This is a genomic window from Chryseobacterium sp. KLBC 52 (genome assembly GCF_003347605.1).
GTDB lineage: Bacteria > Bacteroidota > Bacteroidia > Flavobacteriales > Weeksellaceae > Chryseobacterium.
The window spans coordinates 267,762-290,640 of record NZ_QDFZ01000001.1 but is presented as its reverse complement, the minus strand read 5'-3'; the positions used below and the strand labels follow the sequence as shown (position 1 = coordinate 290,640).

The following is a 22,879-nucleotide window of genomic DNA, read 5'->3' as shown; positions in this document are numbered from 1 at the left end:
TGGGGAATAATCTTAGTCTGTGTGATAGTAGGAATTCTTTTACTGATTTTTTCGAAGGGTAAAAACTCTTAACCATGTTTTATGGAGAAGAATACAGACTTGGAGATAATTTCTCACCTTAAGCCTTCAAAAATTGTTAAAATAATGAAGGACCCGGAAGCTTCTGCAAAGGCGGTACATCTCGTATATACCACCGATGCAGAAACCGCCGGAATTACCCGTAAAAAAACCGGAAAGAAATATTCCTATTATAAAGACGGAGAAAAAATAAAGGATAAAGAAGAAATTACCAGGATCAATAAACTGGTCATTCCGCCTGCCTGGGAAAACGTATGGATCTGTGCGCTTGACAACGGCCACCTTCAGGCCACAGGCTTTGATGTAAAGCAAAGAAAGCAATACCGCTATCACCCTCTGTGGAGTGCTTTAAGAAATCATACAAAATTTTACAGAATGCTTCAGTTCGGGTATGCATTACCGGACATCCGTCTGCATTTAGAACAGGATCTTGCCCTGAGAAATTTTGAGAAGCGAAAAATCCTTGCTTTAATTGTAAGCCTTATGCAAAGAACCAATATCCGTATCGGGAATAATGTGTATGAAAAACTGTACGGTTCTTTTGGCCTTACCACATTAAAGGATAAACATGTAAAGGTAAAAGGACAGAAAATTTCTTTTTCTTTTAAAGGAAAGAAAGGTATCATGCATCAAATCGACCTCAGGAGTCCAAGGCTGGCAAGGCTTATTCAGAAATGCAAGGACATTCCCGGAAAAGAACTCTTCCAGTATTTTGATGATGAAGGAAACCGTCATTCTGTAGATTCAGGGATGGTAAATGAATATATCAAAGAGATCAGTGGTGAAGATTTTACTGCTAAGGATTTCAGAACCTGGTCCGGAACCGTAAGTGCGCTGATTGCTTTTAAAGAAATCGGATATGCAGAAAATGACAATGAATATAAAAAGAAGGTAAAAGAAGCCCTGGACATCGTTGCAGAAAATCTGGGAAATACATCTACCGTCTGCAGAAAGTATTATGTTCATCCTTTAGTCATCAACCTTTATGAGAATAATACCATCAAAAAATATCTTGATGAACTGGAAGTAATAGAAGAAAATGACGGAAAAGCCGATCTTACAAAAGAGGAAAGACTGGTGCTGAAGATCCTGGAAAACGAGAGGATGTAGAAAGATGGGAGAATGGAAGCTTGGAGAGGGAAGTTCTGAAACTCTTAAAAACAACTTCTGAACTTTCAACTCATTTTGTTTACCCTGTTTCAATACCTCCAGCATCTGACATCCCGCCTCCAGCCTTACTATACAGATATTCTACTATTATTCAAAAACTGAACCCTGTATTCCTTTGGCGTAATTCCTGCAATTTTTTTGAAAAGCTGTGTAAAATGGGAAGCAGTATGAAAGTTCAGTTCGTAGGCAATCTCTGCAATATCTTTACTGGAGTGAAGTAATGCTTTGCTGTAATTGATATCAATCTCATTGATCCATTGTTTTGGAGATTTTTGAGTTACCCCTTTGACACACTTATTCAGATAACTTTCCGTAACGGACAGTTTATCGGCATAAAAAGCCACTCTTTTTTCCCCAACATGATATTTAAACAAAAGATCACGGAACTGAAGAGAGAGCTCCATCGGACGTGTTGCAGATTTGTGATGGTTGTCAGAATCTGTGCTGAGCATTTTGATTAAAATAAGATGAAGCATTGTCACTACCACATCATTAACATTGAGGTTATTCAACCACAATTCCTGTTCCATAATCGGGAGAAGCTGAGTAATAGTTCCATAAGTCAGGCTATCCAGATTCAGGAAGGGAGTCATGAAGAAGATACTGCTTTTATGTTTTGGAAGTTCCTGTTCCGACAGAATATTATTTTCATAAGCAAGAAAGAACCCTTCAATATCATCTGACAGTTCAACAGTTGCGGTAATTGTTCCTTGCTTAATAAAGATCACACCTCCTTTTTCAGCATGATATTCTTTATTTTCAAGGTACTGTCTGATATGCCCGTTGGTAACGAAAATAATAAAATTGAATGTGGTACGGTACGGAATCACCGGCATCAGAATACCTTTAAGATAATTTTCTATCCGATACAGCTGTATATCAGCATTATTGGCTAATATCTTGTCCGTAATATTGGGCAGAAAAAGCTTTTTATATTGAAAATTGGATAGCACTTCCATATCCTTGTTATGATTATTTAAAGTTATACAAATTATTTTAAAGCAAAGTAGGAAAGCGAAAGAGTAAAAAAGCTAAAGTATAAATAGTAAAAACCCCGAAACACCTATCCCGAAACCCATAATTAACTCTCTCCAACCCTTCTACTCTCAAACTCTCTCACCCTCTCACTCTCCTCTTTAGAACTTATAATACACACCTACTCTCACTCCGAAAGGACTTCCCGGTGTATAGGTAAGATCTGTAATAGGCTCTGTTTCTCCTTTTAACTGCGTTTCTGTTGCAAACTGGGCTTCATTCCATTTTACATTGAAAAGGTTATTCAGCTGAACATTCGCTCCCCATTTCTGACGGTTATAGGAAAGCATCAAATCATTTACAAAATAGGCTTTCGTTCTGATGCTGTTATCCTCTACTGCAGGTCTTGCTCCCAGATATCTGTACTGAAGTCCCAGAGAAAAACCATTCAGGAAATCCCAGTTAACAGATCCTGTACTGGTCACTACCGGAGCCAGCGGAACGTAGTCCTGACCTTTTCCTTCTTCGGTAAATCTTGCGTGGGAATAGTTGATATCTGCATTCAGATAAAAGTTTTCCAACGGCTGGAAGCGAACGCCAAGATCAGCTCCGAAACGTCTTGATTTTCCGGAAGGCTCTACTACTGCATCATCTCCTACATACACAAATTCCTGCTGAAGATCCATATACCATAAGGCCGGAGTGATGATCAGAGATTTGAACGGGTGTAATCTTACTCCGAAATCCGCCCCTATAGAGTATGGAAGCGTATTTTCGTTCTTATTGGGAACAACCACTCTCAGATCATTGGAGTGAAAGCCCATTCCTGTTTTCAGAAACCACATCACATTGTCATTCTGAGCATAGGAGAAATTAAGTTTAGGGCTTAATCTTGTTGCTTCTTTTGACTGTCCGGATGGCAATTGCTCCACATCCAGCAGATTATGCATATTAAAGATAAAATGATCCACCCTCAAAGCCGGATTGATGGTCCATTTTCCTGTTTTCCATATCAATCCTGAATACGCATGAAGATTGGTTTCTGTTCCTGTCACATCGGATAATCTGTCCAGCAGAAGATCTCTGTGATAAACGTGATTAAGCTGTAAGGTATTGATATCATCATTTCTTAATCCGATTCCTGAAGTCCAGTTTAAAGAGCTGTTGGCAAAGGAAAAGGACTTTGTATATTTTATTTCGGCTCCGTAAATATTTCTGCCGTCCGTCTGCTGAATCTCATCACCATGCTCTTTATCTTTTAAATTAAAGGTAAAATCAGAATACAGGTTGAAGTTATATTTTGAATAAAAAGCCATCGCATCAATCTGCTCGGAAGGAGAAATAATATGCTTGAAATTCATCTGAAGGTTTGTTCTGGAAGTTTTTCCGCCTTCTGTGGGATCTATACTTCCCCATCTTCCAATGATTCCTTCATCTACAGCACGTTCCGGAATCTGCCCGGAAGCATTCCACGAAGAATTAAATGTTGAAAACTGGATATTGAAATAGTCTTTGTCAGTCAACCATTGATTGTATTTACCAAAAATATTAACCCTGTTAAAATTCTGTTTTACATCAAAAGGTCCGTCTGTATAGTTGTATTCTGCTGCTATATAGGCATTTTTTCTTCCCAGATCATCATGCAGAATATTGAACATTCCCAACACTCTTTTGGAGTTGAAAGAACCTCCTTCCAGTTTAATCATACTGTTTTTCAAACCATTGTAGGTCTGAAAATCAACATAACCAGCTGTGTTGAAGTCCCCACGATCCATGTAATAAGCTCCTTTTCCAAAGTCAATATTATTAACGGTCTCTGGAATCACAAAGTGTAAATCAGAATATCCCTGACCATGGGCATGGGAAACAATGTTCACAGGCATTCCGTCTACATTCACGCTTACATCGGTACCGTGATCCGCGTCGAATCCTCTTAAAAAAAGCTGCTCGGCTTTTCCTCCTCCGGCATGCTGCGCAATAAACAGTCCCGGAACTTTTCTCAACAAATCCTGCGCTGAGTTGACCGGAAATTTATTCAGATCAACCTTTGTAATGGCAGATAGAAACGAACTGTGATTGATGGCTACTTCAGAAATCTGAAAAGGTTTATGCTGTAAAAAAATAACTTTATTTTTATCATCATCATTGGTCACTACCCATTTTACTTCATCATATCCCTGACGGCTGATCACAAGGGTATCAGGAAGGGATTTTACAGGAACGGCAAATGTGCCGTCTGTTGCCGTATGGGTATGACTGTTTCCATGGTCGTATTTCACCAAAACATCTGCAATGGGAAATTTGTCATCTGCATCTTTTATCAGCAACTGTTTTTCTGCTTCCTGCGCCATCATTTTTCCACTGAACATCATAACCAGAAATACGGCTGCTATTTTTGTTATTTTCATTTTTTAGTTTAATTATATTTTGATTTTAGAAATTAGAAGTTAGAAGTTAGAAACTAGAGGTTAGAGTAATATCAATAGTGAATTTTGCTTCGCAAGTGAATGGTCAATCATCGTGAAAAAAACTTTAAACTTTAAACCTTGAATTTTTCTCATTCTCAAACCCTCAAACCCTCCGACTCTAAGACTCTCCAACTTTTTATTTTTTCGTTTTAAGAAATACTTTTTGAATCAAAAGCGTAATCCACGTTCCGGCTACGAATGGGAAGGTAAATACTCCGCCCACCATATCCAGGCAGTGATTGTCTATTAAAAGATCATCAATGGCAATGGTGATAAGAACGGCGATCAATACCCATAAACCATCCGTTTTTTTGACTCCGGAAAAAACGATAGCGGAAAGCACTGCGTTAAAACCAAATAATCCCATGTGAATTTCTTTGATGGGTTCTCCATTCAATTGTGATAATCCTGCACCTAAAATAGAGGCTGCCAATCCATATAAAGCGGCCACCGGAGAACTGATGAAAACGGCCAGGAAGAAAATAATTCCTGAGAGTATTCCTCCCTGAAATATCACTTCCCCAAAACCATTGGTACAGGTAAGAAAGTCATCATATTCTGTTGGAACCACTTCAATGCTCAACATCGCAGAAGGTGGAATATGGGTAAAATGATGCAGTACAAATACCAATACCCATGAAATTATGATGAAAGGAAAAGTAAAAACCGGAATTTTCTTCTGAATAAAGAAATGCTGAATCACAGCAGCCAATGCACCACCCAATACAATAAGAACCCAGATCAATAGTGTTGTCTGAAACAGAAAAGCCAGTGCTACTCCCACCAGTGCTGCACTGAAACCATAAAGACCGGCATTGATTTCGGATTTGTCATAATTAAGCTTCATTGCAGTGAAAGTTCCGGCTGCTGTTGAAAGCAAAACGGCCACTCCACACTGCCAGCTTCCCATAAAAATTCCTATCAGAAAAAGTAGACCAGTCCATCTGTTTTCCTGGAGCATAATCTGCCCGATTCCTTTTAAAATATTGTCTATAAAGGGTAGTTTTTTGAAAAATTCGTCCATAGTTTTTTTAATTTGTATTAATGCTTGTGGATATTAAGATAAGAGACGGATAGATGATAGACATTGGAGGTTGAGTCAATTTTGCTTCGCAACTGAATAGTGAATAGTCAATTATCAGTGAAAGGATAACAACCTTGAACTTTAAACTTTAAACCTTAAACAATTCAACTCTCAAACCCTCTTACCCTCAAACTCTACCACTCAAAACCCGAAACCCTTTTACCATCCAAGAAAGACCATTCCAACTCCGCAAACAGTTACCACTGCTCCACTTACCACGCCCATATATCTTTCCAGTTTTTCTGTATTGAATAATGTTGAGTAACCATAGCGTCCCAAAAGAACCATTCCAAGCATGGTCAACACAGTTGTTGCTGTGAAAGAGGTTACCAGTACGGCAATTTCAGACATGGAATGTTTTACTCCTGAATAAAATAATAAGGGAATCAGAGGTTCACTTGGGCCCATTACGAAAATCATGAACAGGACAAGCGGTGTTACTTTTATTCTTTTCTGAGGCATTACGACTTCGCTGTGATTATGTTCGTATACGTATACATCGTCACCCATCACATCAAAATGCTTATGCGGTTTGTTTCTGATTGCCTGAATGAGGCCGTATACAAGATAAACCCCTCCAAAAATCAGCAGTGCCCATCCGGAAAAATTTCCTCTGATATCCTGAAACCATGAGATCTTATTCAGCTGCCATCCGAGGAACACCCCGATAAAACCTAAGATCAGAGAACTGAACACATGTCCAAATCCGCAGACAACGGTTAAGATGGCTGTTTTCATTCCACTCCATTTTTTGGATTTTGAGATGACAATGAATGGCAGATAATGATCCGGCCCTGAAGCGGTATGTATAAAACTTATTGAAACGGCGCTCAAAAGAAGTGCCCAGACTGTACTATCCATTTTCTATTTATTTATTATTGTTCTCCATTAAGTTTTGGCTAAAGCCAATGGAAGATTAATTTTTATTTCGCGGGCTAAAGCCCGCTTCTATTGAATATATTAGAATCCTTGTCAAGGTTTTGAGCCTTGACAAGGATCTCTTTTTATTCCAACGACCACAGAAAATCCTGAATATGCAGGAAGAAGTTGTACATCAATTCTCCTCCATGTCCCAAAGCTCGTACTACAAAACCATTGTCTTCCATGGCAGAAACTCCTACTTCCATTACTTCGTGATGTTGTGCAGCGGCTTCAACGATCTCTTCTATCAATCCGTTTTTATCTACATTTTCTTTTGTACTGTAGAAAATCAGGGTTCCCTGATGGGTATACTGTTCCAGATTTCCAATGCTGCTGATCGGGATCATATCAGGTTGAATAAGAACATTATCTTTTACCACAAGCTTATTATTATGATAGATTTCCATCACATTCTGAAAACGTTTCAGTTTAAAAACCTCTCCATAATGTTTTCTCCCACAGGTAATGATCTCACTGATGATGATCTGACTGTTTTCCCCGATATGAATATTGGCTTTACTCTTAAAGTTTGAATCTTCGTGGGGAACTATCGGATGAGGAACATAAGCGAAAGAAGTTTCATCTTCCATAGAAACATTCAGCTCCTGAAGTGCTTTGTCCTGCATGTTGAAAAGTCTCTGATAAGATTGTGACTGCAATTGCAGCGCTGCTCCTTTTTCAAGGGTAACATTCAAATGATAATGGTCTCCATCCAGAATTCCCGGAGAGGAGCTCATCACCATCTGATAGAGCTTTTTGTCGCTTTTTCGCTGTCCTACAGAAACTACTCTGAAAGGAAGTGAGACATAAAGGTCTTTCACATAGGATTCTCCTCCCTTGAATCCTGCAATAATTTTTAAATGACTATCCATTTATCTTACCAGATTCGGTTCTTCAATTTCTTCTAAAAGGGCATATTTTTTAATCCAGCCAATTACTTTATCCAATCCTTCATCTGTTTTCAGGTTGGTGAACACGAAAGGATTTCCTTTTCTCATTCTTCGGGCATCATTTTCCATCACTTCAAGGCTGGCACCTACGTGAGGAGCAAGGTCAATTTTATTGATGATCAATAAATCTGATCTTGTAATACCAGGACCACCTTTCCTAGGAATTTTTTCTCCTTCCGCTACGTCAATAATAAAAATAGTAACGTCTGCAAGATCCGGGCTGAATGTTGCAGAAAGGTTATCGCCACCACTTTCAATCAAAACCAGTTCGATTTCCGGGAAACGTGCTGCCAGCTCGTCTACGGCTTCAAGGTTCATACTTGCATCTTCACGAATAGCTGTATGCGGGCATCCTCCTGTTTCTACTCCGATAATTCTGTCGTGGGGAAGAAGACTGTTTTTCGCCATAAATTCAGCATCTTCTTTGGTATAAATATCATTCGTGATGACTCCAAGATCATAAGTCCCGAATAATTTTCTGCTTAAACGTTCCAGTAATGCAGTTTTTCCTGAACCTACAGGTCCTGCTACTCCTACTTTTATGTATTTTCTGTTTTCCATTTTCTTTAAATTTTATTTTATTTTTTTAACGCTATAGGCGCTAAGCTTTCTTTACTGTGAATATTTTTCGATCGCAAGGGCGTTTCACTCAGCAAAGAGCAATTCGCCCATTTGCCCTTTTACCTTTTATCTTTTATCTTTTTAGGACATATAAAGTCTTGAATACAGCCTCTCATGCTGCATACACCTGATATCAAAGGCCGTATTACAAAGTCCCACCATATCTCTGTCCAGATCTATAGTTTCTAAAGCTGTTTTTTCCATGACGGGATAGAGTGAAAATAGAATATCCTGTCCGTCCAGCTGTCCAAGAGGAACTAATTTGACAGCATTGGTAATCATTCCCGCAACCGAAGTGTAATAGAATCCTAAAAGTGCTTCGTACAAAGGAATTTTCATCAGATACGCATATACTCCAAACACAATACAGTAATGAGAATTGGCTTCTTTATGCTGAACGGCTTTCTCAAAAGCTTCCATAAAAGGAAAATTTTCTCTTCTTTTAAAGATTTTAATCAGTCTAAGTCCCAGTTTCTGACTGGCCTGACGGATTTCCTTTGGACATTTTATCGCATTACATTCATTATCCAATTGTAAAAGCTGCTGCAAATCTCCCTTTCCTGCCGCTTCATAAGCCAGTTTTACAAAAGCTCCGTCATTGAATTTAAGGTTGTACTGAAGCATATTCTGCACAAATTCTTTCGCGGTTGCCAGATCATGTACAATTCTTTCCTGCACATAGGTTTCAAGTCCGTTGGAATGGGTATATCCTCCGATGGGAAGTGTAGGATCTGCAAGGTGAAGCAGTCCTGACAGGAAATTTATATTATTCATCTTTCGGAGCAGCCATTTTTAAGATTTTTGTAAAGATTGTAGATCCCAGACTTCCATGTCCGTGAGGTTCTACATTAGATTTAAGAAGGTTCAGCAGTTTCACCGACTGTTTTTCCGGTTTGAAGCCGCTTGCCTCCAGCCATCTGAACATTGGCATTTCAAAAGGAAGCAATACTTTATCTTCCTGAATGAAAAGCGGAATATGTTTGTTTCCGATCTCATAACATACAGTTCCCATTTCCAGCAGTGAAGCTGGTGACATCACAATGGCTTCCGTTTCCAGAACATTGATTGCGATTATTTTTCCGGCATCCTCAAAAAGAATATCCCCTTCACGTAATCGTTGTCCTTCTCTGAGAAATTTAATGGCAACATCAGTTCCCTGTCTGGTTTTTTTACGCTGAATTCTTTTGGTGGTTTCAAACCATTCCAGATCAAGATAGTCTATGGTTTTCTCCGTAGGGTTTTCAGCAAGATTGCCTATGATTTGATTAATTATCATTTTTGGATTTTTTTCTGAAGTCTAAGTTTTTGGAGATTCCCACCCCGAATGTTGAACCGCTGATTCCTGCTACATAGCTTTTCGTCCAGCCTTCTTCTTTAGTCTTGGTCTGAAGCATTGAGAGTTCTGCGAATTTGAATTTCAGTGCCCAGCCTCCTCCTAATACGATTCCGATCAAAGGATAAGCACGAAGGCGGAATCCGTTAAAATTCTGCATGACATCTGCTGCTGTTGAAAGCTGCTGTCCCCAAACATAGTGAGCATCCACCTGACCGATCAACACAAAATATTTTCCAAGCATTACTGAAGGGCTATACCAGATTCCCGCTTCATTTTGTTTGTACACTACATTGTGGTCCACTGTATTCTGCGAGTAAGCATAATTAACTCCGACAAGGTCATTATTATTGATGAAGTATCCTACTCCAAGCGGTGCACTGGAAACGGTACTGCTGCTGCTTGATGGTGTTGTAAGTTTTGAATAGTCTAATGAACCATACACCATAAACTGTCCTTTGGGTCCGTCTTCATCACTTTTAAGCCTGTGCCCGCCCAGAAACTGGGCATTCAGATTTCCTGAAAGCATAGATACACCAGCTATCGCAAGAGAAAAAACTGTTTTATTTAAATATTTCATTCTAAGCTTAGTTCTATAATTGTTTTAAATTGTATCGGATAAACTTTGGTTAAACCTAACAGGTTTTTGAAACCTGTTAGGTTTTATTCATAAAATTTATCTTAGAACAAGTAATACAACTGTGTTAAAGGAAGTGTTTCTGCTGGTTCACAAGTGATATATTCTCCGTCTACCGTTACTTTATAGTTTTCAGGATTCACTTCAATTAAAGGCGTCTTATCATTATGGATAAGATCTTTTTTACCAATATTTCTACAGTTTTTCACCGGAAGAATCATTTTTTCAAGTTTGTAAGAAGCAATGGTTCCGTTGTCAATAGAAATCTGAGAAACGAAGTTCGCGCAAGTACCAAACTTAGCTTTTCCGTGAGCACCGAACATATTTCTGTAAATAATAGGCTGAGGCGTTGGAATAGAAGCATTAGGATCTCCCATTTTAGCAGCAATGACAAATCCTCCTTTTACAATCATTTCCGGTTTTACTCCAAATAAGGCTGGTTTCCAGATCACCAAATCCGCTAATTTCCCTTCCTCAATGGATCCTACATATTCTGAAATACCATGTGCAATAGCTGGGTTAATGGTATATTTAGCTACATATCTTTTTGCACGATAATTGTCATTTCCGCTATCTTTATCTTCAGCCAGATCACCTCTCTGCTCTTTCATTTTGCTCGCTGTCTGCCATGTTCTGGTGATCACTTCTCCCGGTCTTCCCATCGCCTGAGAATCTGAACTCATAATACTGAAAACACCCATATCGTGAAGGATATCTTCTGCTGCAATGGTTTCTGGACGAATACGTGAATCTGCAAACGCTACATCCTCAGGAATATTTTTGCTCAAATGGTGGCAAACCATCAACATATCTAAATGTTCATCAATGGTATTGATGGTATAAGGACGTGTAGGGTTGGTAGAAGCGGGCAATACATTCGGATACATAGCCGCTTTAATAATGTCTGGTGCGTGACCTCCACCTGCTCCTTCTGTGTGGAAAGTATGGATTACCCTTCCGTTGATTGCTCTCATGGTATCTTCCAGAAACCCTCCTTCATTCAAAGTATCCGTGTGGATAGCCACCTGGACATCATATTTATCGGCTACTTTCAATGCGGCATCAATGGTTGCCGGAGTTGCTCCCCAATCTTCGTGAATTTTTACTCCCAAAGCCCCTGCTTCTACCTGTTCTTCGATAGGTTCTTCTGCCGAGCAGTTTCCTTTTCCGAAGAAACCAAGATTCATAGGATATTCTTCTGCTGCTTCAAGCATTTTCTGCATATTGAATCTTCCCGGAGTAACTGTTGTTGCATTGGTTCCGTCATTGGGGCCTGTACCACCACCAATCATTGTGGTAATTCCGCTGTAAAGAGATGTTTCGATCTGCTGAGGGCAGACGTAGTGAATGTGAGTGTCAATTCCTCCGGCCGTTACTATATATCCTTTTCCTCCGTGAACTTCTGTTGACGCCCCGATAATCATATTAGGACTTACACCATCCATCGTATCAGGGTTTCCTGCTTTTCCGATTCCTACGATCTTCCCGTCTTTGATTCCGATATCTCCTTTTACAATTCCCCAGTGGTCAATGATTACGGCTCCTGTGATACAAAGATCAAGCACGCCTTCATCTCTTTTAGCTGTCACATTCTGTCCCATACCATCACGTACGGTTTTTCCTCCTCCGAAAACAGCTTCGTCACCATAATGGGTGAAATCTTTTTCGATTTCAATAATAATTTCAGTATCACCCAGTCTGATTTTGTCTCCCGCTGTAGGACCTAATATATTGGCGTATTGTTTTCTGTCTACGTGTAAGCTCATCTTAATGATTTTTAAAGTTTAACTCTTCAACTTTTGCAAGGCTTACTTTTTTCTGTTCTTCAGAATCTACCTGTCCATCGACAAGATTATTGAAGCCCATTGCTTTTTTGGTTCCTCCTATTTCTACCAATTCCACTTCTTTTTCTTCTCCCGGTTCGAAACGCACTGCAGTACTTGCTACAATATTCAATCTCTTTCCAAAAGCTTTTTCACGGTCAAAGCTCATCGCTTTATTGACTTCGAAAAAATGGAAGTGCGAACCTACCTGAACAGGACGGTCTCCTGTGTTTGTTACTTTTATTTTTACAGTTTCTCTGCCTTCATTGCAGATAATTGTACCTTCTTTTACAAAAATTTCTCCTGGTATCATAATCAGTAGTATTATCGGATTGGATTGTGTACGGTTACCAGTTTGGTTCCGTCCGGGAAAGTAGCTTCAATCTGAACATCATGGATCATTTCTGAAACGCCTGGCATCACATCTTCTTTAGTCAGAAGGTTGGCTCCTTCCTGCATCAGTTCAGCTACTTTTTTTCCATCTCTTGCTCCTTCAAGCAAAAAGTGGCTGATCAGAGCTATTGATTCCGGGTAGTTTAATTTAAGGCCTCTTGCCTTTCTTTTCAGAGCGAGTTCGCCTGCCAGAAACAGCATAAGCTTTTCCGTTTCTCTCGGTGTTAAGTGCATAATATTTTTATTTAAAATTGGACAAACAATATCCGGTTCACCTCTCCGTAAAGGCAAACAGACATGTTCAAAAAATGTAAATTGGGAATGATTTTTATGAGTCTGTACTCACGGGAATACAAACCATAGCGGATCATTAAAAATTAAAAAGGAATTAGCAGCCCGCTATCTGCAGGGAATGATACAGAATGTACCTTGGTGCTGTAATATAAATGCGGTTTTGAACAGCCGCAACCTGTGTATTGTAAGTGTAACCTGCAAAGAAATAGTGCAGCCACTGCTGTGCAAGTATTGAGTAATCAAATTTTACTTTCTCCCAGTCATTGGAATCCTGCACATCCTGTGCATCGGAAAAACTATAGATTTCAGGCTGGGTCTGATGGTCAGATTTCTGCTGTAAAAGATGAATTTTTGAAAGGATATCAGAGTATGATTGAGTTTTCCCCTTATGTGCAAAAAGACCTGCACACAACGCTGAGAAAAATATCACAAAAGAGAAAAATAAGACTCTTTTTTTCATACCTGTTAATAATGGTGTAAAATTATAACAATCTTATGCGCCCGGCTATCAAAAAAATTATTTAAAATGTTCAAAATCGCAACAAATATGAATTTATGTAATTTTAACACTCCGCTACAAATCCCTTATTTACAGCAATTAATAGCTGTTTTTAAACTATGACAAATATTTTATTGTCCTAATTCCTATAATTATAACAAAACGATGCATTTTTTTCTAAAAGCTAAAGAATTATCAAAACATAGCCCTATTTAATAAAATCTATCATCAAAAAAAGCTTAAATATCATCAGAAAACTCATTTTATATTTTATTTGATAAAAACAGATGGCATTTTTTCTTTCTTTATAATTATTGTAAATTTGTATACACATCTTATTTAATTTAATAAAATAATAAAACGTAATATGTCAAAAGCAATTTCGCAAGTACCATTAGCGGTAAACGAGCCTGTAAACTCATACGAACCGGGATCTCCGGAAGTTAAAAGCCTGATCGACACTTATAAAAAAATGTGGGCTGAAAAGGTAGAAATCCCAATGATCATCAATGGAAAAGAAGTAAAAACTGATACAAAAGTACAGCTTCAGTCTCCACAGGATCATGCGCATGATTTCGGGTTCTACTATCAGGGTGGTATGCAGCATGTGGATGACGCTATCAACGCGGCATTGGCAGCTAAACAGGAATGGAATGAACTAGGCTGGGAACAGCGTGCAGCAATTTTCTTAAAGGCTGCTGATCTTTTGGCTGGTCCTTACAGAGATGTAATTAATGCAGCAACAATGATCGGACAGTCTAAAAATGTTCACCAGGCTGAAATTGATTCCGCTTGTGAGTTCATTGACTTCTTAAGATTCAACGTAGAGTTCATGACAGAAATGTATGCTGAGCAGCCGGTTTCTGACAATGGAATCTGGAACCGCGTTGAATACAGACCATTAGAAGGATTCTGTTTTGCAGTAACTCCATTTAACTTTACCGCAATTTCCGGAAACCTTCCAACTTGTATGGCGATGCTAGGAAACGTGGTGGTTTGGAAGCCTTCTGACAAGCAGGTATATTCTGCAAAAGTAATCATGGATGTATTAACAGAAGCGGGTCTTCCTGCAGGGGTTATCAACATGATCTTTACTGATGGTAAAGAAACTGCTGAAAAAGTATTAGCGCACAGAGATTTCGCTGGTCTTCACTTCACAGGTTCTACAAAAGTATTCCAGGGAATGTGGAAAATGATCGGTGACAATATCCATAACTACAGAACATATCCAAGAATTGTTGGAGAAACAGGTGGTAAAGACTTTGTTATTGCTCACCCGTCCGCTAACGTAGAAGCGGTAGCGACTGCATTGGTAAGAGGAGCTTTCGAATATCAGGGACAGAAATGTTCTGCTGCTTCAAGAGCTTATGTACCTAAATCTCTTTGGGCTGATGTGAAAAAAGTAATGGAAGCTCAGATGAGCACCATCAAAATTGGTTCTCCGGAAGATACTTCTAACTTCGTAAATGCTGTAATTGATAAGAATTCTTTTGAAAAATGTAAAGGATATATCGACAGAGCGAACGCTTCAGGTGAAGCTACTGTTGCAATCGGTGGAAAATATGATGATTCTAAAGGATGGTTCGTACACCCAACAGTAATTGAAACTACAAATCCTCACTACGAAAGTATGGTTGAAGAGATCTTCGGCCCAATCTTATCAATCTACGTATACGAAGATCAGGACTGGAAAGAAACGTTGAAGCTTGTAGATTCAACATCTCCTTATTCATTGACTGGTTCTGTATTCTCACAAGACCGTTACGCAATCGCTGAAGCTTATAAAGCTTTAGAAAATGCATCAGGTAACTTCTACATCAACGATAAACCAACGGGTGCAGTAGTAGGACAGCAGCCTTTCGGTGGTGGTAGAGCTTCAGGAACCAACGATAAGGCAGGTTCTAAAATGAATCTTCTAAGATGGGTTTCTGTAAGAAGCGTTAAAGAAACGTTTGTTTCTCCAAAAAACTACAAATATCCATACCTGGGATAATTAATAAATAATGAGTAATAGGCAATGAGTAATTATTGTCTGTTCTTTGAATACAGCCTCGGAATTTCGGTTTCGGGGCTTTTTTGTGGGGTTTCGGGATACGTGAGATTCGAAATACGAGGTGCGGGATTCGGGGTCTGAGGGTCTGAGAGTTTGAGAGTTTGAGGGTTTGAGAATATTAGAGTATGAGAGTATTTTTGGTGATAAAGTATTTTTTGGACTACCATCAACATTAAACATTAAACATTAAACATTAAACATTAAACATTAAGCTCGAAGCTCGAATCTCGCATATCCCGAAACCCCGTATCTCGAAACCCGTATCCCTCCACTAACATCTTTTAACAAACTTTACCGATATTTTACGATTCTCCGGACCCTGTTAGGAATAATTGTTGATTTTTTCATTATTACAACACCACAAAATAGAAGAATATGAAAAAGTTATTGCTAACAGCCGTTGGAATAGGAATATTTGCAGTGAGCTGTGGAACCAAAGAATCGACAATGTCAACAAGTAGCCGGGATTCAGCGGCTGTGGATAATACTCAAAAAAGTATCACGCCCACAACTACTGATACAATGACTACCAAAATGACGAATCCTGATACCATCAAGATGAAAAAGGATTCTATGGCAACGTCTCCTGTTAAATAGTAATGATAACATTCAATCTAAAAATGGAAAATCTGCAGATGAAAGCTCTGCAGATTTTTTTATTTTTTATCTTAGTAATTTTGAGTTAAAATTTATTTTAGGTTTTGGCTAAGGCCACTGGCAGGGTGATTTATCATTAGCCGGGTTAAAACCCAGCCTTATTGAATTTTAATAATAAGATCTTTTATCTTTTATCTTTTATCTTTTATCTTTTAATTAAATCCTTATATTTGAGTACATCAACAATCAAAATTAACGATTATGAGAAAATTATGGATAGGAGCAGTTCTTGGACTTTTTTTCCTTGGAAGCTGCGCTCAAAACAAAGAAAAAAGAGAGGAATATAAAGATGCCCATGATAAAGATTCTTTAAGAAACAGAATGGGTGATTCTGCTGTAGCGAACTCCATACCTTCCACCGGAACCTCCGATACTTCAAAAGTAAAAACCGACAGCGCGAAAGTTAAATAAAATCACAAATCCACAGAAATTCTGTGGATTTGCACTTAAAAAAACTTGACTGAAAAAAAACCGGGCAATCAACCCCGATTATAGGATATGGCAGATATTCTTATGAGAATATTTCCTTATAAATTTAAAAATGGGAATTGCAGTTTCTCTTATGATGATCTTAATTCAGAAATGAAATAAAGTAATAAGCTGTAACAGAATTGTTGTGTACTTTGAAACTGTCACAAAGATATGATAGCAAAGGTTTTCTTTAAAATAATAGGTTGTTCATTTTCATGAAAATAGTAAGATAGAATCGAATAAAAAGCGGTTTTTTAATCATTTTCCGGAAAATGAACATTTTTATCTGATTGGTTTTCAGCATCGAGATATTTGATATATGCAGATGGCGAGTAGTCTGTAACCGCTTTAAAGACAGCTGCAAATTTACTGTGTGAAGAGAATCCGCATTCGTCGGCAAGGATACTTATTTTATATTGTCTGTACTTCTCATCATTGATGAGCTTGTCTACAATATAATTGATCCTTAAACGATTTACATAGGTTTTGAAATCTGCATTTTTATGCTGATTGATGACGTAAGACAGATATTTTGTATTGGTGTTCAACTCACCTGCAAGAAAAGACAGAGACATCCCTTTATTGTTATAGAGATCACCTTTTTCAAAATCTTCAAGCAGTTCAAGTAATTTCGATTCTGTCTCGGAGGTCATCAGGGAATCACTCCTTCGCCGGTCTGCTTCAGAGTCTTTTTCATCAATTTCTTCTACAGATATATTGGAAAATTCGGAATCATACGATGGCTTTAAGGGATAATGACTCCTGTTCCCCATCACATTGAGCTGGGCTCTGATGATGTTTCTCAGTTTTGAACGCTGTTCTTTCTGTTTTCTTCTGATAAAAAGAAACAGACCAACCAGTGAAATGAACAGAATAACAATAGCCGCATTCTTTACTCCATTCATCTTCCCGCTTTTTTTGTTAGATTTTCCTTTTGAATTTTCAAAATCTTTGATTGTAAAACTCTGATTTCGCGCTGCAATACTGTCGTAAGCACGGATATATTTCACCGCATATAATGAAGCTTTAAAATTATCCCCGATTCCTTCATAATAATCATTAATATTGGAATAGACAGCTTTTTTAAGCTTAAGACTCCGGGATGTATCGGCAATTTTTTCGGCTTTTTTAAGATACAGTTCAGCATCTTTCCAGTTTTTCTGCTTCAGACGAATACCTCCTAAACCGTTATATACTAATCCCAGTGTACAGCTTCCGTTTTTCAGCAGACTTTCTGCTTTCCGGTAATAGTCTTCGGAAACGGAATAATCGTTAAGTTTGAAATACACATCTCCCAACAGCTGATAAGAAGCTGCTGCTGTTCTGTTTTCGTTTTGGCTGTTTATTTTTCCAAAATATTTCAGAGAGGATTCAATATGCTGTATGGCATGGGGAAAATTCCCCATCTCCATTTCATAGAAGGCCATTTCCTGATTCAGCAGGCCGGCGGCTTCATTACTTTTCTGAAAATCAACAATCTTACCTGAAGCCTCCAGCCCTTTTACAATGTATTTTTTTGATCTTTCGTATAACCCTACCTGTCTATATTGCCTCGCAAGTAATCTGGTCACCACGGTCATCCATTCCGGATCATTGATCTGATTGATTACCGAATGTGCATTTTCACTGTAACAGATTGCTTTTTTAAGTTCACCTGCATGATGATATAGTTCTGAAGAGAGCACAAGACATTTAATTTTCTCTGAAGGTTTCTGTGCCTTCATATAGAGAGAATCTGCAGTTTTGATGGCTTTGGGTAAATCCTTATAGGCTGTAACGGCAGAGGTCCTCTCACAGATAAGGTCAAAATTATTTTTTTTCTGAGCGAATATAGGGACTGCTGTTGCCAGCAGAAATAAAAATTGCAAAAGACTTTTAGGCATAGAAAAACAAATTATTATTTTGATTTTATAATAATTCATCATTATTTTCACAGGGTGTCTTTTTGTTTTTTACAAAACTAGTGATATTTTATTTTTTATTAAAATATTATATTGAAATTTAATCATTTAACCAAAAACATCTATTTGTATTAATTTTAATAATAAGACTAAAATAATAGATGATTATCTTTAATATAACCTGATGCCTGTTTTAAAACCAAAATTGCTTTATAATTATTTTCAATATGAACAGCCCATGTGTCATCATATTTATTACATTTGCAGGGAATAAAAAGTTTTATGAAAAAAATAGCAATACTTTCCTCAATTTTTATAGGAGCTCTTGCATGGGCACAGGGAATTAAATTTGAAGAGGGCAATTTTGCCTCTGTTATGGCCAAAGCAAAAAAAGAAAAAAAACTGGTCTTTATTGACGCATATGCTTCATGGTGTGGACCTTGTAAACTGATGGTTAAAAATATTTTTCCCCTTCAGTCTGTAGGAGATTACTACAATTCTCACTTTATCAATGCTAAAATTGATATGGAAAAAGGAGAAGGAATTGAGCTGGCCAAAAAATATAATGTAAAAGCATTCCCTACTTACCTGTTTATTGACGGAAATGGTGAAGCTGTACACCGAACTTTAGGATATGTGGAAGAAAAAGACTTTATCCAGTTTGCAAAAGACGCAGAAGATCCCAACAAAAGACTTACTTCTCTGAAGCAGCAGTTTGAAAAAGGAGAAAAAGATCCTGAGTTTTTAAAGAATCTTGCAGGTCTTACCATGTATAACGATGCTGAGTTTGCCGGGAAAGTTCTTAACCGCTATTTCCAGCAGAAAACAGGCTTAGACCAGGAAGATATCCAAATGCTTCTTTCAGGAGTACAAACTACAGACAGTCCTTTATACAAAATTTTTCAGGATAAAAAGGCTGATATCGTTAAGTTCTTCCCGGAAGATAAATATGAAAAGTTTGATAAAAATATTAAGCTGAACACGGTTTCTAAAAAAGCCTATAATCCGGATACAAAAAAATGGGATGATAGCTATTTTATGGCTGAAACCCAGAAATTTCTAAGCAAAGAGGAAGCTGACAAGATCTTAAAAAGAATGAAAGCCAACAGAGCTTTAAAGAATAAAGATATTGCAGAGTATGAAAAGCTAATTCTTGATCTTTACAAAGATTATTCCGCGGCTGGTTCTGAAGAACTCAATTCTCTTGCATGGAACTTTTTTGAAAATGTAAGCAATAAAACCTCTCTTGAAAAAGCCATTGCATGGGCACAGGAATCTGTAAAGAAAGATCAGAACTTTGCTAATACTGATACTTTAGCTAATCTTTACAATAAGGTTGGTGATAAGAAAAATGCAAAAATGTGGGCTGAAAAATCTATTGAACTGGCAAAAAGCACAGGACAGGATTCTACAGACACGGAAAAGCTATTGAAGAGTCTTTAATAGACCTCCTAATAAAAAATAAAAACCGCAGAATTTCAGTTTTGCGGTTTTTTGTTTTAAAAAAAAGTACTTAATTATTATATACCAGAATCTGCATCTTGGTAAGCATTGCTTCTGTATCACCATTATATCCTGCATAACCAGAAGGAACAAAATTTACTGTCGCAGCTCCGGACCATGCTGCATACTGTACTTTAAAAGTATAAGTTCCCGCCGGGAGGGTTACTGATTTCAAAAATGTTACCGGAACAGGCATACTTTGTAAAGTAGCTACTCCAGGAAAGTTTCCTGCTTTAGAAGCAAAGGCTGACGAAATTTTCGTTCCATTTTGTAAAAGGGCGAAAACACCTTGACTCGAACTACCATCTGTTAATGTTGCATATCCTAAAATAGTAAATAAAAAGGTCTGAGTTCTTCCTGTAGGAACCGTCAAAGTAATTGTTACGCCAGGAACATCAATTGTTGCTCCCTGAGCAGCGGTAGCAGCAGTAGTTCCCTGTACATAGAATGCACCGTTAATTGTTCCGCTTATTGTATTTAGTGTCTGCCATGAGGGAGCGACTGCAGCCCCATTGGATGTCAAAATCTGACCAGTTGTGCCCGCTGAGCCTGCCGTTGTGGCATTTCCTCCTACATTGATTTCATTAACTACTTGTAGAGAACCATTGACGTGCAAAGTTTTCTGAGGAGTCGGGGTTTGTATTCCAACTTGGGCCAACGAAAATAAAGGAACTAAAAAAGCTCCAGGTAATAAATAGTTTTTCATGTTTGTTTTTAGAATTTTTAACAGAAATAAAATTACAACAAAAAAACAATCAAATAATTTACGCAACAATGAATATTTTCAATTAAAAATGACAAAACATTTTATAAGCTCTATAATTTTTCACACAAGGTTAAAAATCAACAAAAAAAACACAACAAATTGATAATCAATAAAAAAATTAGCACCATTATCACAATAAAAAGATACTTAAATCCTCTACCAAATAAAAAACCATAAACTAAAGCTTATGGTTTTTGACTCATTTTGTCTCGTTATGATATACTAGAATAAAACTAATTGGATATTCTCAATATGGAAACCTGTGTAGATAATGGATAAAGGGTCATTCCTGTTCCTGTACAATTTCCTGACTGCCCTCTTCCCAGCTCAATATTCCATACATAATTGGAAGTAATTCTTGCAGTAAAGGTAATACTTCCTCCATGGTTTGACGAACCACCGGATACGTGAGATGCAGTACTATGTACCCTTTGAGTACCGCTACTCCCAACCGGAAAATCTACAAAATAAGAAGAAAGACTGCAGGATCCATTATTATGGTCTGCTTCATACGTAAAAGTAATCGCATACAACCCCGGAGTAAATGTAATCTGAGAAGCTCCGGCATAAGTAATCCCGCTTCCCGAACTGTTGGCTATCTCCAATACAGGAGCAAGAATCTGTTTTTGCCCAATACCTTGTGTACTTAAAAAATTACCCATAGTAGAATTTAATTGATAAATGGCCGGTCTCGGGATCCCCAGAGTATTCAAAGTGGAAACATTCACAATACTGCTCCATTGGGTGCCATCGTTATAATACGGGCCAGGGCTTACATTGTTGGGAGAAGTGCCCGCTGTTGCCGTATTATATACTATCATACCCGCCACATGTGCGCTAAGTGGTGAAGGAGAGTTGGTACTTGTAAGGGCAACCCGTGGAGGTAAAAGCCCTTTGTTTGTCGAAACAATATCCAATGCTGCATTGGAATTCGGATTTGGAGTATTGATACCTATACCTCCCGTTTGAGCAAAAGCACGGGCTGATAATGATAATACTACCATTGATAAAATAATTTTTTTCATCATCTTTTTATAATTTAAACGTTGTTCTTTAAAATTGTGTTTTATATTGACTTCATTGTAATACATACCTGAAGTTCTTTATGTTGATGTAAATTTTAAACAAATCAAAATCAACAGCACAAAGATATTCAATAAAATACATTACTCAAAGTATTTCATTGAATATCAATTAATTAACAAATAATGATTTAAAAAAAACCGTTTAATTTATTAAATGATGAAAAAAATTAAAAATTAAACAAAACACTCCCCCAGGTGAATCCGCTTCCGAATGCTGAAAGAAGTACAAGATCACCTCTTTTTATTTTTCCCTGCTCGATCGCTTCACTTAAAGCAATGGGAATAGAAGCAGCGGTTGTATTTCCGTATTTCTGAATATTATTAAAGATTTTTTCGTTGGGTAGTCCGAATTTTTCCTGTACAAACTGAGCAATTCTCAGGTTCGCCTGATGTGGAATGAACATGTCAAGATCTTCAACTGTTTTTCCTGCTTTGTTCAATGCTTCCATCATCGTTTCCGGAAATCTTGTTACGGCATGTTTGAATACAAAGTTTCCGTTCATAATAGGATATACTTCTTTATTCGTTACATTTTCAGGATCTTTTCTCATTCTGTCACTCCATCCGAATTTTGAACCCGGAAACTGAGTACAAAGATCATCTGCATATTTTCCTTCGGAATGCATATTCATCGCTAAAATATCACCTGCATTTTCATCTTCTGATGCAGAAAGAACAATTGCTCCTGCTCCATCCCCAAAAATGACAGATACTCCCCTTCCTTCGTCAGAAAAATCCAATCCGAAAGAATGAACTTCTGCACCTACTACAAGAATATTTTTATAAGTACCTGATTTGATAAATGCATTAGCCACACTCATAGAATATACAAATCCTGAACACTGATTTCTTACATCCAATGCTCCGATGGTATCACATCCCAGCATGTCCTGAAGCAATACGCCACATCCTGGAAAATAATAATCCGGTGAAAGTGTGGCAAAAACAATATAATCGATATCTTTTGAGGTAAGACCAGCATTCAGGATCGCTTTTTCTGCGGCTTTAAAGCCTAGATAAGCACTGGTTTCCTGAGCGTCGTACCTGTTTTTTCTATGTCTTCTTTCCTTGATCCCTGTTCTTTCCGTTATCCATTCATCATTAGTATTCATTAGTTTTGCTAAATCATCATTTGTAACAACGTTATCTGGAACATAAAATCCCACCCCTTTTATGGTACTTTTAATCATATAGTTT

General features: G+C 37.8%; 22 protein-coding genes. 5 read left to right on the top strand and 17 right to left on the bottom strand.

The window, feature by feature from the left end; all coding sequences use genetic code 11:
• Nucleotides 1–144 precede the first annotated feature (144 nt).
• Nucleotides 145–1,188: a DNA topoisomerase IB gene (locus DDF69_RS01275; RefSeq protein ID WP_228411899.1), complete on the top strand. Its 1,044-nt coding sequence runs from the start codon at nt 145–147 to the stop codon at nt 1,186–1,188.
• A gap of 128 nt (nt 1,189–1,316) precedes the next feature.
• Here the strand turns inward: DDF69_RS01275 and DDF69_RS01270 are convergent, their stop codons facing one another.
• The 13 genes from DDF69_RS01270 to DDF69_RS01210 all read right to left on the bottom strand — a co-directional run bounded on the left by DDF69_RS01270 (nt 1,317) and on the right by DDF69_RS01210 (nt 13,207).
• Nucleotides 1,317–2,207: a helix-turn-helix domain-containing protein gene (locus tag DDF69_RS01270; protein WP_079242523.1), complete on the bottom strand. Its 891-nt coding sequence runs from the start codon at nt 2,205–2,207 to the stop codon at nt 1,317–1,319.
• A gap of 177 nt (nt 2,208–2,384) precedes the next feature.
• Nucleotides 2,385–4,631 carry a TonB-dependent receptor gene (locus DDF69_RS01265; protein ID WP_114819177.1) on the bottom strand — a complete coding sequence of 749 codons (2,247 nt, stop codon included), beginning with the start codon at nt 4,629–4,631 and terminating at the stop codon, nt 2,385–2,387.
• Between the two features lie 196 nt (nt 4,632–4,827).
• On the bottom strand, nt 4,828–5,715 hold the full coding sequence (locus DDF69_RS01260; RefSeq protein ID WP_114819176.1) for an urea transporter: 888 nt from the start codon (nt 5,713–5,715) through the stop codon (nt 4,828–4,830).
• Between the two features lie 219 nt (nt 5,716–5,934).
• A complete protein-coding gene (locus tag DDF69_RS01255; protein ID WP_047421274.1) occupies nt 5,935–6,636 on the bottom strand; it encodes a membrane protein in 702 nt (233 codons plus the stop codon).
• A gap of 143 nt (nt 6,637–6,779) precedes the next feature.
• The gene (locus DDF69_RS01250; RefSeq protein ID WP_114819175.1) at nt 6,780–7,568 is read right to left on the bottom strand and encodes an urease accessory protein UreD; all 789 of its coding nucleotides are present in this window, start codon (nt 7,566–7,568) and stop codon (nt 6,780–6,782) included.
• Nucleotides 7,569–8,207 (bottom strand): urease accessory protein UreG, encoded by a 639-nt coding sequence (gene ureG, locus DDF69_RS01245; protein ID WP_034697252.1) that lies wholly within the window; start codon nt 8,205–8,207, stop codon nt 7,569–7,571.
• 141 nt (nt 8,208–8,348) lie between these two features.
• Nucleotides 8,349–9,041: an urease accessory protein UreF gene (locus DDF69_RS01240; RefSeq protein ID WP_114819174.1), complete on the bottom strand. Its 693-nt coding sequence runs from the start codon at nt 9,039–9,041 to the stop codon at nt 8,349–8,351.
• Entirely contained in the window at nt 9,034–9,543 is a 510-nt protein-coding gene (gene ureE, locus DDF69_RS01235; protein WP_114819173.1) for an urease accessory protein UreE, read from the bottom strand. Before ureE ends, DDF69_RS01240 begins: the two co-directional genes overlap by 8 nt.
• Entirely contained in the window at nt 9,533–10,180 is a 648-nt protein-coding gene (locus tag DDF69_RS01230) for a hypothetical protein (protein WP_114819172.1), read from the bottom strand. The genes ureE and DDF69_RS01230 overlap by 11 nt, the downstream gene beginning before the upstream one ends.
• Before the next feature lie 101 nt (nt 10,181–10,281).
• Nucleotides 10,282–12,003 carry an urease subunit alpha gene (ureC, locus tag DDF69_RS01225; RefSeq protein WP_114819171.1) on the bottom strand — a complete coding sequence of 574 codons (1,722 nt, stop codon included), beginning with the start codon at nt 12,001–12,003 and terminating at the stop codon, nt 10,282–10,284.
• A gap of 1 nt (nt 12,004) precedes the next feature.
• Entirely contained in the window at nt 12,005–12,373 is a 369-nt protein-coding gene (gene ureB, locus DDF69_RS01220; RefSeq protein WP_114819170.1) for an urease subunit beta, read from the bottom strand.
• 11 nt (nt 12,374–12,384) lie between these two features.
• Nucleotides 12,385–12,687, bottom strand: coding sequence for an urease subunit gamma (gene ureA, locus DDF69_RS01215; protein WP_034697260.1), 303 nt, complete (start codon nt 12,685–12,687; stop codon nt 12,385–12,387).
• Between the two features lie 154 nt (nt 12,688–12,841).
• Complete coding sequence (locus tag DDF69_RS01210) at nt 12,842–13,207, bottom strand: hypothetical protein (protein ID WP_114819169.1); 366 nt, start codon at nt 13,205–13,207, stop codon at nt 12,842–12,844.
• Between the two features lie 406 nt (nt 13,208–13,613).
• Between DDF69_RS01210 and pruA the strand changes: the two genes are divergently transcribed.
• The 3 genes from pruA to DDF69_RS01195 all read left to right on the top strand — a co-directional run bounded on the left by pruA (nt 13,614) and on the right by DDF69_RS01195 (nt 16,367).
• Nucleotides 13,614–15,239 carry an L-glutamate gamma-semialdehyde dehydrogenase gene (pruA, locus tag DDF69_RS01205; RefSeq protein WP_114819168.1) on the top strand — a complete coding sequence of 542 codons (1,626 nt, stop codon included), beginning with the start codon at nt 13,614–13,616 and terminating at the stop codon, nt 15,237–15,239.
• 507 nt (nt 15,240–15,746) lie between these two features.
• A complete protein-coding gene (locus DDF69_RS01200; protein WP_228411898.1) occupies nt 15,747–15,896 on the top strand; it encodes a hypothetical protein in 150 nt (49 codons plus the stop codon).
• Nucleotides 15,897–16,157: 261 nt separating this feature from the next.
• Nucleotides 16,158–16,367: a hypothetical protein gene (locus tag DDF69_RS01195; RefSeq protein WP_114819166.1), complete on the top strand. Its 210-nt coding sequence runs from the start codon at nt 16,158–16,160 to the stop codon at nt 16,365–16,367.
• A 314-nt stretch (nt 16,368–16,681) separates the two neighbouring features.
• On the opposite strand, the gene DDF69_RS01190 is transcribed toward DDF69_RS01195, so the two are convergent.
• Nucleotides 16,682–18,310 carry an AraC family transcriptional regulator gene (locus tag DDF69_RS01190; RefSeq protein ID WP_162800845.1) on the bottom strand — a complete coding sequence of 543 codons (1,629 nt, stop codon included), beginning with the start codon at nt 18,308–18,310 and terminating at the stop codon, nt 16,682–16,684.
• Nucleotides 18,311–18,610: 300 nt separating this feature from the next.
• Here DDF69_RS01190 and DDF69_RS01185 point away from each other — a divergent pair, with 300 nt between their 5' ends.
• Nucleotides 18,611–19,771 (top strand): thioredoxin family protein, encoded by a 1,161-nt coding sequence (locus DDF69_RS01185; protein WP_114819164.1) that lies wholly within the window; start codon nt 18,611–18,613, stop codon nt 19,769–19,771.
• Nucleotides 19,772–19,841: 70 nt separating this feature from the next.
• Here the strand turns inward: DDF69_RS01185 and DDF69_RS01180 are convergent, their stop codons facing one another.
• The 3 genes from DDF69_RS01180 to DDF69_RS01170 form a co-directional block, all read right to left on the bottom strand.
• Nucleotides 19,842–20,537 carry a hypothetical protein gene (locus DDF69_RS01180; protein ID WP_114819163.1) on the bottom strand — a complete coding sequence of 232 codons (696 nt, stop codon included), beginning with the start codon at nt 20,535–20,537 and terminating at the stop codon, nt 19,842–19,844.
• A gap of 293 nt (nt 20,538–20,830) precedes the next feature.
• Complete coding sequence (locus DDF69_RS01175; RefSeq protein WP_162800837.1) at nt 20,831–21,625, bottom strand: hypothetical protein; 795 nt, start codon at nt 21,623–21,625, stop codon at nt 20,831–20,833.
• Between the two features lie 224 nt (nt 21,626–21,849).
• Nucleotides 21,850–22,872, bottom strand: coding sequence for a 3-oxoacyl-ACP synthase III family protein (locus tag DDF69_RS01170; protein ID WP_114819161.1), 1,023 nt, complete (start codon nt 22,870–22,872; stop codon nt 21,850–21,852).
• Between the last annotated feature and the right edge of the window lie 7 nt (nt 22,873–22,879).

What these genes read in the sequence shown, in the direction of transcription:
- DDF69_RS01275 (WP_228411899.1), top strand. Translation starts at nt 145, where the DNA reads ATGAAGGACCCGGAAGCTTCTGCAAAGGCGGTACATCTCGTATATACC.
- DDF69_RS01270 (WP_079242523.1), bottom strand. Translation starts at nt 2,207, where the DNA reads ATGGAAGTGCTATCCAATTTTCAATATAAAAAGCTTTTTCTGCCCAAT.
- DDF69_RS01265 (WP_114819177.1), bottom strand. Translation starts at nt 4,631, where the DNA reads ATGAAAATAACAAAAATAGCAGCCGTATTTCTGGTTATGATGTTCAGT.
- DDF69_RS01260 (WP_114819176.1), bottom strand. Translation starts at nt 5,715, where the DNA reads ATGGACGAATTTTTCAAAAAACTACCCTTTATAGACAATATTTTAAAA.
- DDF69_RS01255 (WP_047421274.1), bottom strand. Translation starts at nt 6,636, where the DNA reads ATGGATAGTACAGTCTGGGCACTTCTTTTGAGCGCCGTTTCAATAAGT.
- DDF69_RS01250 (WP_114819175.1), bottom strand. Translation starts at nt 7,568, where the DNA reads ATGGATAGTCATTTAAAAATTATTGCAGGATTCAAGGGAGGAGAATCC.
- ureG (WP_034697252.1), bottom strand. Translation starts at nt 8,207, where the DNA reads ATGGAAAACAGAAAATACATAAAAGTAGGAGTAGCAGGACCTGTAGGT.
- DDF69_RS01240 (WP_114819174.1), bottom strand. Translation starts at nt 9,041, where the DNA reads ATGAATAATATAAATTTCCTGTCAGGACTGCTTCACCTTGCAGATCCT.
- ureE (WP_114819173.1), bottom strand. Translation starts at nt 9,543, where the DNA reads ATGATAATTAATCAAATCATAGGCAATCTTGCTGAAAACCCTACGGAG.
- DDF69_RS01230 (WP_114819172.1), bottom strand. Translation starts at nt 10,180, where the DNA reads ATGAAATATTTAAATAAAACAGTTTTTTCTCTTGCGATAGCTGGTGTA.
- ureC (WP_114819171.1), bottom strand. Translation starts at nt 12,003, where the DNA reads ATGAGCTTACACGTAGACAGAAAACAATACGCCAATATATTAGGTCCT.
- ureB (WP_114819170.1), bottom strand. Translation starts at nt 12,373, where the DNA reads ATGATACCAGGAGAAATTTTTGTAAAAGAAGGTACAATTATCTGCAAT.
- ureA (WP_034697260.1), bottom strand. Translation starts at nt 12,687, where the DNA reads ATGCACTTAACACCGAGAGAAACGGAAAAGCTTATGCTGTTTCTGGCA.
- DDF69_RS01210 (WP_114819169.1), bottom strand. Translation starts at nt 13,207, where the DNA reads ATGAAAAAAAGAGTCTTATTTTTCTCTTTTGTGATATTTTTCTCAGCG.
- pruA (WP_114819168.1), top strand. Translation starts at nt 13,614, where the DNA reads ATGTCAAAAGCAATTTCGCAAGTACCATTAGCGGTAAACGAGCCTGTA.
- DDF69_RS01200 (WP_228411898.1), top strand. Translation starts at nt 15,747, where the DNA reads ATGTCAACAAGTAGCCGGGATTCAGCGGCTGTGGATAATACTCAAAAA.
- DDF69_RS01195 (WP_114819166.1), top strand. Translation starts at nt 16,158, where the DNA reads ATGAGAAAATTATGGATAGGAGCAGTTCTTGGACTTTTTTTCCTTGGA.
- DDF69_RS01190 (WP_162800845.1), bottom strand. Translation starts at nt 18,310, where the DNA reads ATGCCTAAAAGTCTTTTGCAATTTTTATTTCTGCTGGCAACAGCAGTC.
- DDF69_RS01185 (WP_114819164.1), top strand. Translation starts at nt 18,611, where the DNA reads ATGAAAAAAATAGCAATACTTTCCTCAATTTTTATAGGAGCTCTTGCA.
- DDF69_RS01180 (WP_114819163.1), bottom strand. Translation starts at nt 20,537, where the DNA reads ATGAAAAACTATTTATTACCTGGAGCTTTTTTAGTTCCTTTATTTTCG.
- DDF69_RS01175 (WP_162800837.1), bottom strand. Translation starts at nt 21,625, where the DNA reads ATGATGAAAAAAATTATTTTATCAATGGTAGTATTATCATTATCAGCC.
- DDF69_RS01170 (WP_114819161.1), bottom strand. Translation starts at nt 22,872, where the DNA reads ATGATTAAAAGTACCATAAAAGGGGTGGGATTTTATGTTCCAGATAAC.